Here is a 16,258-nt window from a genome sequence, read left to right on the forward strand (position 1 = left end):
TTCCTATTTCTGATCATTGCTACCTTAAAAGGTGGCTAGATACGGTATTGTCTTTAAAAAAGCTTGCACAATCTGATAGCAAAATCGGTTTAAAACAATTGTATCTATTTTGCTAACATACTTTTTTATTTATATTTGATATTCAACCAATACCCATTGCAATACCTTTTTGAATCTAGCTGATAGTGAAGACTTATGAGCCATATAATGATGAGCAAACGTTACTTCTCCTTTTAAAATCAGGGGATTATCATGCTTTTACGCAGCTTTACCAGCGGTATAGCCTTCGACTGCTCGGTCGTATCATTCGACTTGTCAAATCCGACGAAACTGCCGAAGAGATTCTCCAGACGCTCTTCCTCAAGGTGTGGGAGCGGAGGGATCAAATAGATCCTGATAAATCATTGAAACCCTTCCTATTTACCATTGCACAAAATTTAGTATACGACCATTTCAGAAGAATGGCCTTAGACGAACGCTTTAGGAATGAGTTTATTAAGCAGTATGCCGAGGATTATCAACATATTGAAGAGGATCTCACTTTTAAACAGACACAAGAAAACGTGATGAATGCGATAAAAGCACTGCCCCCACAGTGCCAGAAGGTCTTCATATTGTTTAAGATCGAAGGAAAGAGCTACGCTGAGATTTGCGAAACCCTGAATATCAGCAAGTCCACTGTCAACAACCATCTGACGAAAGCCAATTCCTTATTGAAAAGTAATTTACCCCTATATCAGTATAGATTGCTAACAGCTTTTGTCTTCTTGTGGTGTCAACTTTAATTTTTTTCAAATATCAGTAGGTACTTTTTAGGAGTTAAGCGTATTAGCTTATAAAACCTAAACTGACCAATGCCGAAATCCGATATCCAAATCGCTTTTGACAGGTATCTTGCTGGTCACTCGACACGAGAAGACTTACAGATTATTCTGGATAGCCTTCAGTGTGATGAGGATACGACCATAAAGGAGCGAATCTTTCAAGAGCTTGCGACAGAGGAAACTAGTCCTCCGCTGAGAATACATCAGGAGATACTCGATAGAGTCCTCTTAAACCTTGATAAGAAGCGGGCAGAAGAACTATCGCTGCTCGGCGGGGATAAGTCTGCGCCTGAAAAGCCCGAAAGCGCAGAGGGGCTTAAATCCAATATTATCAAATTTCTCAATCCCAAGAAGTGGTTTTTGGTCGCGGCCTGCTTTCTTGGTCTTTGTTTTATGATTTCTGTCTTATGGAATAGCACAGCGACAGATACTAATACCTCTTCCGCAAAGAAATACGACATTTCTCTTCCCTCAACAAATGCAGCAACCATCTTATTCGAAGATGGGGAGGTTCTTTCACTCCTCAATGCTGATTCAGCGCTCCTGCGCAGTCGAGGAATTGAGGTTATCAAAAAAGCGAATAAAGAACTTCAGTTTAAGATTAGCGCTGTAAGTGTTGCGCCGAATATGAAACAGACTTTCCGTTCGCCCAAAGGCATTGTCTCGCACATTATCTTGTCGGACGGTTCCCATGTACTGCTCAACTCCGCGAGCCAATTAAGTTACAGCAACACATTCACAGAAAAAGAGCGACGTGTGTCCTTGAAAGGCGAAGCCTATTTCCAAGTGAGCCATAATAAGCAGCGTCCTTTTATCGTGAATGCCAATGAGACGCAAATTAACGTCTTGGGGACTTCCTTTAATGTAGTTACCGATGAAAAGAGGCAGCAGGTGGTCACCACCTTGGAGGAAGGATCTGTATTGGTTAAAACTAAACAACAGCAGATGCACATGACGCCCGGCATGCGGTCGGCGTCACATCTGAACAACGGCAAGATTGATACAGCGCATGTGAATATCGCCAATGAAATAGCCTGGAAGGAAGGCTTATTCAAATTTGCCGATGAGGATATATACAGCGTTATGGAAAAGCTGCAAACCTGGTACGACATAGAAGAGATCGAAATAACCGACAAAACAACCGACCGTTTTAGCGGTACGGTCAAGCGCACGCGCAAGTTGTCCGAGTTGTTCCAGAACCTGGAAAAGATATCGAATTATAAATTTCAAATTAAAGACAGGAGGATTATCGTTAGCAAAGGCACGTAAATTTTCAATTCTGAGTAGTCCGAAGCCTAGCGGTATTGGGCTGTTAAAGCATTCAATCAATTAAACTTATAACCCTATCTATTAACCAATGAGAAAACTCAACCCTAAAACGACGCTCTTTGATCGGCGCAAGCTGATCAGAGGCATTATGACCGTTAAACTTATTGTTTTCATCGTATGTTTAATGTTCGTGCAAACATTTGCAGCAAGTTATGCGCAAAATGTTTCCTTAAGATTCAAAAATGCTAACCTACAAAAGGTGTTGGATGAAATCCAACAGCAGACAGGCTTAGAGCTTTTATACAACAATACCTTGGTTAACCGCGCAAAAAAAAAGGTGACGATCGATGTAACGAATGTCTACTATAAGAACGCTCTTAAACAGGTTTTATCTGAAACGGATCTCACCTTTGAAATCAACAACAACACGGTTGTGATCAAAGAATCCAATGGCAGCCCGAAGAGTAGCACAAACATCATTAAGACTACTGCGACAATGCAGCAAAGTACTGTAACGGGAAAAGTAACTGATGATCAAGGGTCTCCGCTCAGCGGCGTAACGGTGACTGTGAAAGGAACGAATATCGGTACTTCCACTGACAACGATGGTAATTACAGTCTTTCTCTTCCGCAGTCGGCTCAAGTACTTGTCTTTTCGGCAATGGGTTATAATAGTCAGGAGCTCCCAATCAACGGACAGGCAAAGGTAGATGCAACCTTAGTAGGACAGGTGGATAACCTTGACGAAGTAGTTGTCGTGGGTTATTCAACTCAAAGAGTTCGTTACTTATCGAGCTCTGTGAGCACCATATCAGCAGAAAAATTGAAAGACGTGACTGCCAATGATCTTCCAAGCATGTTACAAGGTAAAGCACCGGGGGTAGTCGTTTCAACGGCATCTGGCGACCCTTCTAGCCCTCCTAGAGTGCTTATTCGTGGAGCAGGTACCATATCGGCAAGTACTTCACCTCTAACAGTAGTTGATGGAAATATCGGAGGTACCTATAACCCTGCGGATATCGAATCTGTGTCCATATTGAAGGATGTCGCTGCGACTGGTCTTTATGGTTCCAGAGCTGCCAATGGTGTTATCATCATCAACACCAAAACAGGAAAGCCCGGACAGACCAAAGTAGAGTTCAATAACTCCTTCGGGATGGGGAAGGCGACGACAGGAAGCTTCCGCTTGATGAACTCTCAGGAATTATACGACTTCCAAAACACCTTCTACAACCGCGATGCCAAGTTGTTAGAGAACAATACCAACTGGTGGGATCTTGCTTTCCGAACCAGTTATGTCAATAATCATAACCTTTCCATCTCTGGAGGATCCGAGAAAGTGCAGTACTATACGTCGGGTGTTTTCTACAAAGAGCTGGGAACACTTCAAGGTACAGGCAATACGGGTTATAACTTCCGTAACAACCTGAACGTACAGATTACCGATCGTTTCAAAGCAGCGGTATATGTCAATGGATTGGTCAACAAGAATGAGTTGGAGAATAGCAATACCATGTATGATGCTTATACAGGATTACCTTTCGACCCGGCATACGATGCCGACGGAAACCCTATCGATGGACGTTTCTATGAAGGCTGGACAGGTCGTGAGAAAGAAAACTTCCTACATTCCCTGCAGTACAACTACAATCGCTCGAAAAACTGGGAAGTAAGTGGAGACTTAAATCTAGATTATAACGTGACTAGTAAGCTAACGCTATCCAGCTATAACCGTATCCAATTAGGTAATGGAGCTTCCGCGACTTACTACGATCGCAGAACCAAACAGGGTGGTGCAAACATTGGCGAGCTATACAACGGGACAGACGAGTACAGAAGATACCTAACCTCCAACCGCGTTCGCTATGCCGAGCAATTCGGATTGCATAACCTCGTGCTATTAGGTGCCGCCGAAGTTGAAACGACCACTTCAGCTTGGGCTAACACCTCCGGAAAAGGGCTTCCTGCCGGCAAGGATGTGATGTCTGTTGCTACTGGCATTCTGCAGAACCCTAGCGGAGCCAGAGATCAAGTAGGCTTCAGAAAGTATCTCGCGCAAGCCGACTACAACTTCAATGATCGATACTTCTTAATCGGTTCCTTTGTCAATGAGTTCTCTTCCAAGTTCGGAAAGAATAATTCTACAGCAAACTTCTACCAATTGGGAGCTTCCTGGATATTAACCAATGAGGAGTTCCTAAAAAATCATCCTGCTATCAGCTTCGCAAAGATCAGAGGATCTTACGGAACGGTGGGTAATGCCGATGGTATCTCTAACTTCGGTGCGCGAGGCTTATACAGCATCACGCAAGAGGCTAGCTACTCCGGTCTTCCGGGAGCAGCGCCTTATCAAAAAGGAAATCCAGACCTAAGCTGGGAAAAGATCGAGTCCGCCAATATCGGTGCCGACTTCTCCCTATGGAACCGCATTTCAGTAAGCTTAGATGTGTATGAGAAAAAAGCAAGTGAACTCTTGTACAGAAAACCTCTTGCAGCAACAACCGGCTACAGCTATGTGTGGGTCAATGCAGGGTCGGTACGCAACAGAGGCCTTGAGTTCAGCATTCTTTCTCAAAACATCAAGAAGGAGGATTTCACTTGGGAAACTAATTTCAACATGGCATTCAACAGAAACAAAGTATTGGAGTTGAGTGATGGGGCAAAAGTATTCAACCCGGGAGCGAGACAGCCAATTGCTGTAGGTTATGATATGGATGCTTATAACTTCCCGATTTGGGCGGGCGTAGATCCAGAGAATGGAGATCCCCTTTGGGAAAAGATTACTGTGGATGGCAATGGCAATCAAACCAAAACAACAACGAACAAGTATAGCGAAGCAGCATCCTCAGACTCTCGCCAGTTCACAGGAACCTCCGCGGCACCAAAATTTACTGGAGGTATGAATAATGCTTTAACTTACAAAGATTTCACCTTCTCGGCATTCTTCAACTTTGTCTATGGTAACTATGTTTACAACGATACCCGTGCGTATTTTGATAATGATGGTCTCTACGAGGCTTTCAACTCCATGGTATTGCCAGACGGATGGACACGTTGGGAAAAACCAGGGGACAATGCAACACATCCGAAACCAATTGTCGGCGGAAATAAGGAGTCTAATCAGTCCTCATCACGTTATCTGGAAAATGGAAGTTACTTGCGCTTAAGAAATATCAAGCTTGGTTATAACCTGCCACAGTCTGTAATTTCCAAGATGCGTTTATCCAAACTGCATGTATTCGTAAGTGCGGACAATGTATGGACATTAACCAATTTTTCAGGACCAGATCCTGAAGTTTCGCTTAGCCAGGTAGACTTAAGCTCAGGTATGTCGAGCTTCAAATATCCGGTAACAAGACGATTCCTATTTGGTCTAAACTTAACCTTTTAAACTTAGAGAAATGAAATTAGCATCACTATATCGCTCGATAACACTCATAGCATGCTTTACGCTGTTGTTCTCCTGTGAAAAATACTACGACCCAACTGAATATATCGATGAAGAGTCTGCATTGACCAATGAAGCCGATGTCGCAACCGCCACTATTGGTAGCTACGCATTGCTTAAAAGCGAAGCATACATCCGTAGCGGCCACTTCCTGATGGAATACCCTGGCGATGCCGTAGCACAAGGACAATCTTCAGGCGATGACTTAACACGCGCATATCGCTATAACCATATCAATACCTCCGGCCATGCCACCAACTTCTGGTCCCAATCATATAAGATTGTTGCTGCCGCGAACAAAGTCATCGAGTTCGTGCCGGACAACGCCTCAGCAGGTCTACTTCAACTGAAAGGTGAAAACCTCTACCTACGCGCGATGGTTCACTTCTATCTCGTACGTGTGTTCGGACGCCCCTATCCACAAGGGAAAGGCGAAAATATGGGCGTGCCGATCTTGAGAGAAGGATTGACGGATGAGGAAACCGCTGTCCTGACCCGGAGCTCCGTAAAAGAAGTGTATAACTTCGTTCTTGCGGATCTGTTGAAAGCTGCTGAATTGATGTCAGAAAACAAAAGCAATTCCTTCGCATCCAAAGAAGTTGCCTATGCTTTGCTGTCGCGTGTTTACCTGTACATGGAAGACAACGCAAATGCAATCAAATATGCCAACCTAGTCATCAACTCAGGACGTTATTCGCTCTTAGAGGGTTCCGAATATCAAGGATTCTTCAAAAGCTCCCCGGATAATAACAGGGAAACCATCTTTTGTATTCGCCACACCAAAGTGGAGGACAGAGGCATGAGCTCAATCAATTCCATGTATTTCAGTGGTGATGTCGCGGGAAATCCACTAGGACAGGGCGTCAGCGGATGGGCGGAAATCTACGCTTCCAAAAAGTACTACGATTTGCTACAAACCTATCCGAATGATTTAAGAAACTCGTTTATCACCCCCTATCTATTGGACGGAAAACTTCAGTACAATCAGAAGTTGACTCCGGTTACACCGATGTATTATGTCAATAAATATGCTTTGCAAGAAGGACAGATCAACCTGAGCTCGCCAATCTTTCTACGTCTTGCGGAAATCTACCTGATCCGGGCAGAGGCACAAGCAAAGTTAGGAAATACCGCAGAAGCCATCGCTGATGTTAATTTATTGCGCCAGCGTGCCGGACTTTCTGGCGCCGCATTACGCACGACAAGCAATCTGCAAACTGCAGGAATGACCATTCTTGATGCTGTAATGGAAGAAAGATACCTCGAGCTAGCATTCGAAGGCCACCGTGCTTACGACTTGTTCAGAAACAATATGCCGATGGAAAGAAATTATCCAGGAACGCATTCTTTGAATAATACGCCTACAACGAATATCACGCAAAAGGTATTACCTACAGACCCGCGCGTAGTATTTTATGTTCCACAGGCAGAAATCAATAGAAATAGCAATTTGAAACAAAACCCTTAATCAACACTAAACCTAACGAATATGACTTTTTCAAGAAGAAAATTTATCAAAGCAGCAAGCCTTACGACCATGTCGGGCATCTTACTGAATCAATCAGGCATTGCATCAGAACGGGTATGGTCGCTAAATAATAAAACATTAAAGGTAGGACTGATTGGCTGTGGCGGTCGTGGAACGGCCGCCGCCATGGAGGCCCTCAATGCTGACCCCAATGTCATTCTCTATGCTATGGCGGATGCCTTTCAGGATCATCTGGACGAGTCGCATAAGACGCTTACCGAAAAGATGGGCAAGAAAGTACAGGTTTCTAAAAACAACCAGTTTGTGGGATTAGATGCCTATCAGAAACTATTAGCGACAGACGTCGATGTGGTCTTGTTGGCTGCTCCACCAGCATTCCGACCAAGCCACTTAGAGGCCTCGGTCAATGCCGGAAAGCATATCTTTTGTGAAAAGCCTTTCGCAGTGGATGCACCTGGCCTACGTCGCGTAATAGCCGCATCACAAAAGTCCAAAGAAAAGAACTTAGCTCTTGTTGCAGGATTCTGCTGGCGCTATCACCTACCAAAGCGCGAAACGTTCAACAGAGTATTGAATGGTCAGATCGGGAATGTCCTAGCGTCTGAAAGCACCTACAACACCGGCGAATTATGGTATAAAGAAAGAAAACCAGAATGGACCGACTTTGAATACCAACTAAGAAATTGGTTGTACTACAACTGGCTTTCCGGCGACCATATTATTGAGCAGGCGATCCATAGTATGGATATGTTGCAATGGGCAATGGGCGATCAGCTGCCAATCCAGGTCACAGGGTCCGGAGGACGCCAAAAAAGAACTGATCCGAAATTTGGCAATATCTATGACCACTTCGCTTTGGTTTATGAGTATCCAAACGGCTCCAAATCGTATTTCTCGTCCAGACAGCAAAGCAATACTGCACCGTCCTACATGGTCGAATTGGTCGGCGAGCAGGGTAAATGCCTTGTTGACTGCCGTACAGGCGTCCATAGCATCACCGGGAAATCACCATGGAAATATGATGATGAAACCAAGTTTACGGACGAGAATGCTTACAAGAAATCCAACTCGCGAAGCATGTATCAACAAGAACATGATGAGCTTTTCGAATCCATCAGAAAAAATAAACCAAAAAATGATGGAGAATGGATGGTAAAATCTAATTTAGTGGCATTAGCCGGTAGGATGGCAGCATATTCCGGACAAACAGTAACGCTAGACGCTGCGTTAGCGTCTAATGAAACCTATAGTCCGACGGAATTTTCATGGGATATGAAGTACGATTTACCGATTGCTATTCCTGGTGTAAACATTAAAATCTAAACTATGAACAGAAAGAATTTCTTAAAATCTGCAGCCATATTAGCCGGGTCGTCGATTGTTGCGCCTCAGCTACAAGCAGCAGCTAATTTCGGCTTCTCTAACTCCGCAATGCAAGGAAAACTTAAAAAGGGGATAGGCTTTGATATGATCAAGGAGGAGATTCCGTTGGTCGACAAATTCAAACTGGTTAAAGATTTAGGCTTTGATGGCATTGAATTCAACAGCCCGGTTGCCCATTCAATCCAAGATCTGTTGAAAGCAAAAGCAGCCTCAGGAATAGAAATACCAACATTGGTCAATAAAGACCATTGGTCAAAACCGCTGTCGGATCCCGATCCGGAAGTTCGTAAGTTTATCATCGACTCCTGTGCGAAGTCGCTGCAGGAAGTCAAGGAACTAGGCGGTGATACTGTACTCGTTGTGCCTGGCGTTGTGAACGAGAAAGTATCCTATAAAACAGCTTATAACAATGCGCTGGACTCCGTTCGTAAATTAATCCCTGCCGCCGAAAAGACCGGCATGAAAATCGGATTAGAAAACGTTTGGAACAATTTTCTTTTAAGTCCTATTGAAGCAGCACGCTTTGTCGACGAAATAAACCACCCCCTGGTCGGATGGTATTTTGATATCGGCAATGTCCTTCGCTACGGCTGGCCAGAACACTGGATCGAAGTACTTGGCAAGCGTATCTTTAAGCTCCATATCAAAGAATTCAGCCGCGAGAAGATGAACAATGAAGGCCTATGGAAAGGATTCAATGTAGAACTGACCAAAGGCGATATCGATTGGGCAACAGTCATGAAAAAAGTGCGCGAGGTCAATTACAAAGGCCAATGGATAACTGTAGAAATACCGGGCGGAGATAGAAATAGATTAAAAACTATCTCAGCACAAATGGATGATATCATTGCGCATTATTAATGGGCTCATACTAATCCGGTTTGAATGCCTATCCATGAAACAATATGTTGTATAGATTATAGATAGCATAAACAACATATAGAAATTACTATCAGAGCCCTTTAGTTGAAGGGCTCTGCGTTTTGCGTACAGTTTGATGCCTATTTATTCAGAATAATAAGGCTATTAAAATCTCAACCCATCCATTTACATGAAGATTTCGTAATTTCAATCTATTATGAAAAGAATCTACCTAATCAGCCTATTATTTTTAAGCCAATTTGCATTCGCCCAGGAGGCTTTAAAAGAAAATTTTGAAAATATAGTTCAGGATATCAACCAACATTCGGAAGCATACGATCGACTCAAATATAGTACAGAAAAGATTGGACACCGCCTTACCGGTTCTAAAAACGGAAAGAAAGCAGAGACCTATGTGCATGATCTATTAAAGTCTTATGGCTATCAAGTTTCCTATCAGCCTTTTTCTGCAGAGGCCTGGTCCAGGAAATCATTGAAGCTGCGGTTCAATAAACAGGAGGTCCCTTCCGTATCCTTGGCGCACTCTCCCGTTCGCGCGAAAGTTGAGGCCGAGCTCGTCGATCTGGGGAATGGGTTAGAAACCGATTACCAGCGTGTGGGCGATAAAGTAAAAGATAAAATAGCCTTGGTCTTCCTTCATATTTTGCCGAATTCAGGAACGGGTTTAAAGAATCTGCACCGATCGGAGAAAACCGCACTTGCGGAGAAATACGGTGCGGCGGGCATTATCTTTATCAATAGTGTAAAAGGCAATGTACTGTTGACCGGTACAGCATCGATTACAGGCAAATTGATCAACATTCCGGCGGTTTGCATTGGTTTTGAAGACGGGATGAAATGGAAAGAAACCCTAGCGTCACAGCCCATATCGGCGGCAATCGATATGAAGAATAAGTCTGGCGAAGCAACGGCTCGCAATGTGCTGGTGCATATTCCAGGAACGAGCCTATCGAACGAAAAAATCGTTATTGGCGGCCACTTGGATAGCTGGGACCTGGCAACCGGAGCAATTGACAACGGGATTGGCTCTTTCGCTGTCATTGATATTGCCAGAGCTTTCAAGAAGCTAGCATTCCAAAACAAGCGCTCGATTGATTTCGTACTGTTCATGGGCGAGGAGCAAGGCCTGTTGGGGGCGAAAGCCTACGTGGATCAAGCAATTAAAGAAGGCAAAATTGAGCAGATCAAGTATATGATAAACCTCGATATGGTAAATGCTCCTACCGGCTTTACCACCACAAGGGAAGAAATGAAAGTGCTTTTTGATCAGTGGGGCGCGGTATATGCGCAGGTTGACGAGAAATTTAAAAACGAGAATACCATCGCTGCAGGCCTACATAGCGATCATCAGCCCTTTATGCTTCAGGGTATCCCTACCGCCACAGGTAGAGGCGGCGCATTGCCAAATAATGCAGGGATGTACTATCACTCTAACCGTGATGTTTTTGGATTGGTCGATAAAGGAGGCTTAGAGCAGACCGTCCGCGTGAGTGCAGCATTACTGTATGCTTTAGCGAATGCGAATCAAATCCCCGCAATCAAACTATCGGATGCGGCTATTAAACAGTTTCTTGAAGAAAAAGGAATGAAAGAGCCGCTGAAAATTTCCGGTGAATGGCGATGGGGGCAAGATTAATCGACTTCTATTGAATAGTTGGCTAAGAGCGATTGCAGTTTCTTCCAGGTACTCGATTGTATCGGAGCAGCGTAATCCTCATCAGTGCTCAAAGTTTCTATCTTAGCTTCAATGTAGGCTTTGCGATCGCTGGGCGAGGGATGCGTGGATGCCCAAGTCAGGTCAAGATCGCCAGTTAGATACACATCAAATAATTCCATCACCTGCTGGAGGCTTTTTGGATTTACACGAGCCTCTACTAAGTAGACCAAAGCCTGTTCATCGGCTTCGCGTTCTAGCTTCCTGCTGAAGGCTTGCCCGGTCAGGAAGTTGGTTACTTCCGATGTGCCAGATCCCGACAATAGCAAGTCTAATCCGAATTGCGTAATCAGCGACTTCATCACATGCTTCTTTTCGCAATGTGCCATCTCATGTGCTAGTATTGCGGAGAGGTAGTTCGCGCTGTCCAAAAAATTAATGATACCGGTAGTCAGAACAATATGTCGATCAGGCAATGCGAATGCATTGACCTGTGAATCCTCTACAACGATGATTTTATAACTCTTGCGCGAAATGCCATTTTTGGACGCCAAGGGATTGAAAAGAGAGTCTACAATTTGCTTGACACTATCATCTCGAACCACCGTCATCGTATTCTCTAGCTCATTAATGACCAACTTGCCCAGCCGCTTCTCCAGTTTTTCTTGCTTCTCGTCCAATTCAAAGAGCTTGCTCCAGTTAATCTGGGAAAGACCAAAATACAGTGCGCCAATGCTCACTAATAGTAATATAAACTTGCCTACTATCTTCATTTCTTGAACAAATAATCTGTGATATCACCGAATAAAAACCAACGCACATGTATGCCCTTTCTGGTTCGTACAGACGTATAGATTGTCGAAACAATCTCGATGATGTTAATGAGGATAACGATACTCAGGTAGGAAAAATAACGATTGAATTCCGCGTCGGTCAGGATCTCATCTCTCCAAAAAATAATACGTATCGTCCACCAGAACGCAACCGTATTAAAGAAAAAGATAAACAGCTGCGATACTAAGGCTTGCATGCAATGCCATTTGACAAAGGCAGTCGACTTCCTATTGCCAAGATAAAAGATGACCGTCGCTAAAAGATTAAAAATGGGGAGGGGTAAGCCCACAAAGAGGGCAAACAATGACATGAGGTAGCTATTGGAAGCATACTCTCGTTCATTCTCTGTTATTTCTCTTGGCGAGAAGTTTATAGTCCTTTCTTGATATTCCATATCCAATTTAAAAGGATGAAAAGAATTAAGATAATACTCAACAGACGTTGGGTCTGCAGCGTGTGCTCTATCCAACGGTAAGCTCGGAAAAAGTAATCTTTTCGAAAAAGTAGATCGGTCAGCATCAGCATGATAATTCCGATAGCAAGCATACTGACCAGCAGACCCAAGGGGTTAATCATGATGGCTTGCATAAGATCGCCGTCTAGCAGACTTTTAACAGACCTTGTTGTTCCGCAGGAGGGACAGGGATAACCCGTCACATGCTTAATTGGGCATAAGGTTGTTCCTGTCGGACTATGATAATCGATGTAAAGCCATATAAGTCCGAAAAAACAAACTATACCTGTCGTAAAGTATAGTTTGTTCTTTGCCGATATCGTTTTTAGTAACTCAATGATTGTACTAATTTTTCGAAGTTCTTGCTTTTCGTAGCACCCATGATCAAGAAATAATCAATGATTGCCCAAATGCCGAAGCCGCCGCATGTTAACAGTTTACCGATGCCAAGTCCTGTATCTCCGATCATAAAACGGTCAATACCCAGAGGGCCCGCTAGTAAGGATACAATCAATACCGTCGTCGGATCTTTATACTGTTGTATTTGTACGTTGGTAAATTTGCTGTCGTCCGCCTTTGTTAGTAAGTCTTTGATTTCCATTAAATGATAGGATTCAAAGTACTTGTTATGAGACATTAAAAACATGTCAACTCTTTGGCTTTCCATTGTGTTTAGTGGTTATTTGTTAGTTAATAAAAAATCCATTTATGCTGTTAAGATAAATGGATTTTTTTGATAAATATAGAAAACTTTAATTTTTAATAAGTTTCTTATGCTTGCGTTTGCTAATTTTTTCAACGTTCACCGGTTGCGGAACTTTTACATAGTATCCGGTGCCATCATATTCGCGCTTGCGAGGGTGGGTTTTACACTCGTCTGAACAACAGCCGTCCATCTCCCAACCACACTCATCGCATTGCGTGAAGTGCTCATTACAAACCGGATTGGCACAGTTGATCATCTTCGACGTTGTCTTTCCACAGTTCTTACAAGTAGAAATGACTTCCGGATTTACCGAATTCACATCGACCGTAACGCGGTTATCAAATACATAGCATTTGCCTTCGAAATCTTTTCCTCCAGCTTCTTTACCGTATTTGATGATTCCGCCGTGTAACTGATAAACATCCTCGAAACCTTCTTTCAATAATAATGCAGATGCCTTTTCACATTTGATACCGCCGGTGCAGTAGGTCAGGATTTTCTTGCCTTTATACTGCTCCAATTCTTTTACCTTTTCAGGAAACTCACGGAAGTTTTCAATATCTAAGGTAACCGCATTCTTAAATCTGCCTACGGAATGCTCATAATTTGAGCGAACATCCAGGATAACCACATCCTCATCATCTTTCATTTTCATGAAATCCTGAGGCTCCAGGTGCTTACCTGTCTGTCTATTAGGGTCGATTACTTTAGGGTCTCTAAGTCCGGAGTGTACAATTTCTTCTTTGTATCGACAATGCATTTTGATGAAGGATAGTTCCTCCACATCGTCGATCTTAAATTCCGTCTTCGCAAATCTAGGATCCGCGTGTACCGTATCCATATACGTTTTTACCGATTCAGGTGTGCCGGAAATAGTACCGTTCAAGCCTTCGTCAGCAACAATAATACGACCTACTAGATTAAGGGATTTACAAAAGTTTAAATGATCGTCAGCGAATTGTTCTGCGTTTTCGATCGGGCTGTAACAATAGTACAGCAGGGTTTGATATTTTGCCATATATTCATTGATACCGCTGCAAACGGCGTTTAATGTTAAAAATTATACGCAAAGATACGTAATTAGGAAAAATAAAAATTGATACGCATCACTTTTTGATCAAAGGGCGCAATAAATATTCAAGTCCGTTCACCTTGATTTCATAAAGACTTGCCAGTTGAATACCCAATTTTCCGGGAGGAAATCCCTTCTTCTTGAACCATACTAAATACGGCTCCGGTAGGTTGCAAAGCAGGTAACCCTGATATTTGCCAAAGGGCATCTTCGCATTCGCCAGCTCAATGAGCATCTCGGGACGGAACAAATCAGTCTCTTGTTTTGCCATTTTTAAATCGATGTAACATTAAGCGCAAGGCGATAATGCCGTGGTTAAATAGATTGGGGATAAAACCGTAATATTTTTTGAAAATCTCGTATCGTTCTTTTAGGCTTTGTTTATGTCGCTGCTGCGACATGCCCCCGACTAAATATTTGGCTACATAATCCTTAACGTTGACAATCTTGTTTGCCTTTTTCGCTGCACGAATCACCCAGTCGATGTCCGAGCTAAGCTTATATTGCAAATCATAGGGTTCAGTGATGCTGCGCTTGACGTAGATCGCCTGATGGCATACATTCATGCCATATTTAAACGACTTCCAGTCGAACTGCTCGGGGCAGGCATGACGACGGTCGCCGAGTATCTCCCGATCCTCATTCACGAGCTTGGTTTCCCCATAATAAATATCGGCATCAGGAGCAGAACCGAAAACCTTGCTCAAAGTATCGCTCGCAAAAAGCTCGTCACCGGAATTCAAGAATAATACATAATCGCCTGTTGCTGCGCGCAATCCCTTGTTCATCGCATCGTAGATGCCCTTGTCCTTTTCAGAAATCAAAATGCTGATATGCTGCCTAAATTCCTGGATAACATCCAATGTTCCATCCGTAGATAGGCCGTCCACAATAATATATTCAATATTCGGATAATCCTGCTTAGCAACAGAGGCTAGGGTATAACGGATGTCCCGAACATTATTGTACACAATGGTGATGATGGAAATTTTTGGCTTCTTCTCAAGCATACTGATGTCCCGAATTTCAAAATACAAAAGTACGCAATATCGCGGTATTATATTCGTCCGGATTCTGCCAAAATTTAGGACTGCTTCAAGACACTCACAAAACATACCCAAATTAAACCCAAATCAAAGCCCTTTCGGAGCGCTTCTGATTGGGTTATACATTGGGTTTGAAAGGGGAGTGAAAGGGTTTTAAGCAGACGAAGTTACGAGTAAGCCTTGAACAAGCTATCTGCAAATTATCGTCGCATCGCATTTCTATTTTTGCGAAATATTTTTAAGTTTGTGTAGCGAAATTAGTTAAGAATATGCTGATGTATTCCAATGGTATTTTCGCGATTTAACCATTTATTGATTTTTTTAATGCGCTTTTTCTCGCTTGTATTGCTCTGTTGGATTTCTTTTACTTCCTGTCAATCTTCTGGTTCTGATGTACGTCTTGCTGTCGAAAATTTGGATCTGGACTCTGTAGGGATACAGTTCTCTCATTATATGACGGGGCAAGAGATATTAGATACCGTCGTGCCGGTGGGTGATTTCGTTACGATTTCGGGACTGCCGGAGGATATGTATATCGTCATGCTGCGCTGGCCGAGAACCTATATTCCGCATCATTATCTGCGGAACCGGGAGTTTCAGCAGGGCTTAGGCACGCAGTACTTGGTCAACAAGACATTCTATGTCAATCCGAAGGAGCAAACAGATTATAAATTTTCCTTTGATAAGGGTCTTCGCGCTGAAGATATCGAAATGAACGAGGTGGAAAAGGTTAATTTAAATTTAGGAGAGTGCAGCAGCTGTGCGATTGCGGAAACCTATTGGAAAGCTTACCATGACTTTATTGCTCGCAAGGAATCGAAAATCAAGGAGCTAAGCCAGGTATATTACAAAGCTTTAGATGAGAAGGATGCATCGAGCAAGGAGAAGTATCAGCAGATTGAAGCTTATAAGCAGGATACCAATGCGGATGAAGCATTTTTAAACGAGTTTGATAAGCTGACGGCTTCCTTTGGAAATGAAGCAGTCAGCAGCTTTTTTGTGTTCTTCCAATCGAATATGGATAAAGGGAATAAGCGCTATTTGAAGAATTTCGAGGATTTAAAAGGGGAGGCCTTGCAGTCCCCTTATTATGAGCAGATGTTGAAGAGAAATAAGTAGTACAGGAATTCTACTAAAACACGCTCCATTCTTTATCTTTCCAGATACTATTTGTAACTTATTGCTGTTATATAATAA

The 16,258-nt window shown here is 43.1% G+C and carries 15 protein-coding genes; 8 read left to right on the forward strand and 7 right to left on the reverse strand.

The window, feature by feature from the left end; translation table 11 throughout:
* Positions 1-185: 185 nt before the first annotated feature.
* From QYC40_RS01155 to QYC40_RS01185, 7 genes are all read left to right on the forward strand, one after another.
* On the forward strand, positions 186-785 hold the full coding sequence (locus QYC40_RS01155; RefSeq protein WP_301991931.1) for an RNA polymerase sigma factor: 600 nt from the start codon (positions 186-188) through the stop codon (positions 783-785).
* Positions 786-854: 69 nt separating this feature from the next.
* Positions 855-2,093, forward strand: coding sequence for a FecR family protein (locus QYC40_RS01160; protein WP_301991932.1), 1,239 nt, complete (start codon positions 855-857; stop codon positions 2,091-2,093).
* 88 nt (positions 2,094-2,181) lie between these two features.
* Positions 2,182-5,484, forward strand: a complete 3,303-nt coding sequence (locus QYC40_RS01165; protein ID WP_301991933.1) for a TonB-dependent receptor — start codon at positions 2,182-2,184, stop codon at positions 5,482-5,484.
* Positions 5,485-5,494: 10 nt separating this feature from the next.
* Positions 5,495-7,009 (forward strand): RagB/SusD family nutrient uptake outer membrane protein, encoded by a 1,515-nt coding sequence (locus tag QYC40_RS01170; protein WP_301991934.1) that lies wholly within the window; start codon positions 5,495-5,497, stop codon positions 7,007-7,009.
* A gap of 21 nt (positions 7,010-7,030) precedes the next feature.
* Positions 7,031-8,353, forward strand: coding sequence for a Gfo/Idh/MocA family protein (locus QYC40_RS01175; protein ID WP_301991935.1), 1,323 nt, complete (start codon positions 7,031-7,033; stop codon positions 8,351-8,353).
* Between the two features lie 3 nt (positions 8,354-8,356).
* Entirely contained in the window at positions 8,357-9,274 is a 918-nt protein-coding gene (locus QYC40_RS01180) for a sugar phosphate isomerase/epimerase (protein ID WP_301991936.1), read from the forward strand.
* A gap of 217 nt (positions 9,275-9,491) precedes the next feature.
* Positions 9,492-10,931 carry a M28 family peptidase gene (locus tag QYC40_RS01185; protein ID WP_301991937.1) on the forward strand — a complete coding sequence of 480 codons (1,440 nt, stop codon included), beginning with the start codon at positions 9,492-9,494 and terminating at the stop codon, positions 10,929-10,931.
* On the opposite strand, the gene QYC40_RS01190 is transcribed toward QYC40_RS01185, so the two are convergent.
* The 7 genes from QYC40_RS01190 to QYC40_RS01220 all read right to left on the reverse strand — a co-directional run bounded on the left by QYC40_RS01190 (position 10,928) and on the right by QYC40_RS01220 (position 15,025).
* Positions 10,928-11,722: a M48 family metallopeptidase gene (locus QYC40_RS01190; RefSeq protein WP_301991939.1), complete on the reverse strand. Its 795-nt coding sequence runs from the start codon at positions 11,720-11,722 to the stop codon at positions 10,928-10,930. The two genes, QYC40_RS01185 and QYC40_RS01190, sit on opposite strands and share 4 nt — an antisense overlap.
* The gene (locus QYC40_RS01195; protein WP_301991940.1) at positions 11,719-12,177 is read right to left on the reverse strand and encodes a DUF4870 domain-containing protein; all 459 of its coding nucleotides are present in this window, start codon (positions 12,175-12,177) and stop codon (positions 11,719-11,721) included. Before QYC40_RS01195 ends, QYC40_RS01190 begins: the two co-directional genes overlap by 4 nt.
* The gene (locus QYC40_RS01200) at positions 12,153-12,587 is read right to left on the reverse strand and encodes a DUF2752 domain-containing protein (protein WP_367652329.1); all 435 of its coding nucleotides are present in this window, start codon (positions 12,585-12,587) and stop codon (positions 12,153-12,155) included. The genes QYC40_RS01195 and QYC40_RS01200 overlap by 25 nt, the downstream gene beginning before the upstream one ends.
* On the reverse strand, positions 12,563-12,904 hold the full coding sequence (locus QYC40_RS01205) for a TM2 domain-containing protein (RefSeq protein ID WP_149527330.1): 342 nt from the start codon (positions 12,902-12,904) through the stop codon (positions 12,563-12,565). Before QYC40_RS01205 ends, QYC40_RS01200 begins: the two co-directional genes overlap by 25 nt.
* Positions 12,905-12,989: 85 nt before the next feature.
* Positions 12,990-13,961, reverse strand: coding sequence for a rhodanese-related sulfurtransferase (locus QYC40_RS01210; protein ID WP_301991941.1), 972 nt, complete (start codon positions 13,959-13,961; stop codon positions 12,990-12,992).
* An 88-nt stretch (positions 13,962-14,049) separates the two neighbouring features.
* Positions 14,050-14,286, reverse strand: coding sequence for a DUF3820 family protein (locus QYC40_RS01215; RefSeq protein ID WP_301991942.1), 237 nt, complete (start codon positions 14,284-14,286; stop codon positions 14,050-14,052).
* Complete coding sequence (locus QYC40_RS01220) at positions 14,267-15,025, reverse strand: glycosyltransferase family 2 protein (RefSeq protein ID WP_301991943.1); 759 nt, start codon at positions 15,023-15,025, stop codon at positions 14,267-14,269. Before QYC40_RS01220 ends, QYC40_RS01215 begins: the two co-directional genes overlap by 20 nt.
* Positions 15,026-15,385: 360 nt before the next feature.
* Between QYC40_RS01220 and QYC40_RS01225 the strand changes: the two genes are divergently transcribed.
* Positions 15,386-16,180 carry a hypothetical protein gene (locus QYC40_RS01225; protein WP_301991944.1) on the forward strand — a complete coding sequence of 265 codons (795 nt, stop codon included), beginning with the start codon at positions 15,386-15,388 and terminating at the stop codon, positions 16,178-16,180.
* Positions 16,181-16,258: the final 78 nt, after the last annotated feature.

Origin of the sequence: Sphingobacterium sp. BN32 (assembly GCF_030503615.1) — a bacterium.
Lineage (GTDB): Bacteria > Bacteroidota > Bacteroidia > Sphingobacteriales > Sphingobacteriaceae > Sphingobacterium.

Bases quoted from the DNA above. Each gene is read 5' to 3' on its own strand.
- QYC40_RS01220 (WP_301991943.1), bottom strand. From the start codon at position 15,025: ATGCTTGAGAAGAAGCCAAAAATTTCCATCATCACCATTGTGTACAAT.
- QYC40_RS01180 (WP_301991936.1), top strand. From the start codon at position 8,357: ATGAACAGAAAGAATTTCTTAAAATCTGCAGCCATATTAGCCGGGTCG.
- QYC40_RS01190 (WP_301991939.1), bottom strand. From the start codon at position 11,722: ATGAAGATAGTAGGCAAGTTTATATTACTATTAGTGAGCATTGGCGCA.
- QYC40_RS01195 (WP_301991940.1), bottom strand. From the start codon at position 12,177: ATGGAATATCAAGAAAGGACTATAAACTTCTCGCCAAGAGAAATAACA.
- QYC40_RS01210 (WP_301991941.1), bottom strand. From the start codon at position 13,961: ATGGCAAAATATCAAACCCTGCTGTACTATTGTTACAGCCCGATCGAA.
- QYC40_RS01165 (WP_301991933.1), top strand. From the start codon at position 2,182: ATGAGAAAACTCAACCCTAAAACGACGCTCTTTGATCGGCGCAAGCTG.
- QYC40_RS01225 (WP_301991944.1), top strand. From the start codon at position 15,386: ATGCGCTTTTTCTCGCTTGTATTGCTCTGTTGGATTTCTTTTACTTCC.
- QYC40_RS01160 (WP_301991932.1), top strand. From the start codon at position 855: ATGCCGAAATCCGATATCCAAATCGCTTTTGACAGGTATCTTGCTGGT.
- QYC40_RS01185 (WP_301991937.1), top strand. From the start codon at position 9,492: ATGAAAAGAATCTACCTAATCAGCCTATTATTTTTAAGCCAATTTGCA.
- QYC40_RS01170 (WP_301991934.1), top strand. From the start codon at position 5,495: ATGAAATTAGCATCACTATATCGCTCGATAACACTCATAGCATGCTTT.
- QYC40_RS01175 (WP_301991935.1), top strand. From the start codon at position 7,031: ATGACTTTTTCAAGAAGAAAATTTATCAAAGCAGCAAGCCTTACGACC.
- QYC40_RS01205 (WP_149527330.1), bottom strand. From the start codon at position 12,904: ATGGAAAGCCAAAGAGTTGACATGTTTTTAATGTCTCATAACAAGTAC.
- QYC40_RS01215 (WP_301991942.1), bottom strand. From the start codon at position 14,286: ATGGCAAAACAAGAGACTGATTTGTTCCGTCCCGAGATGCTCATTGAG.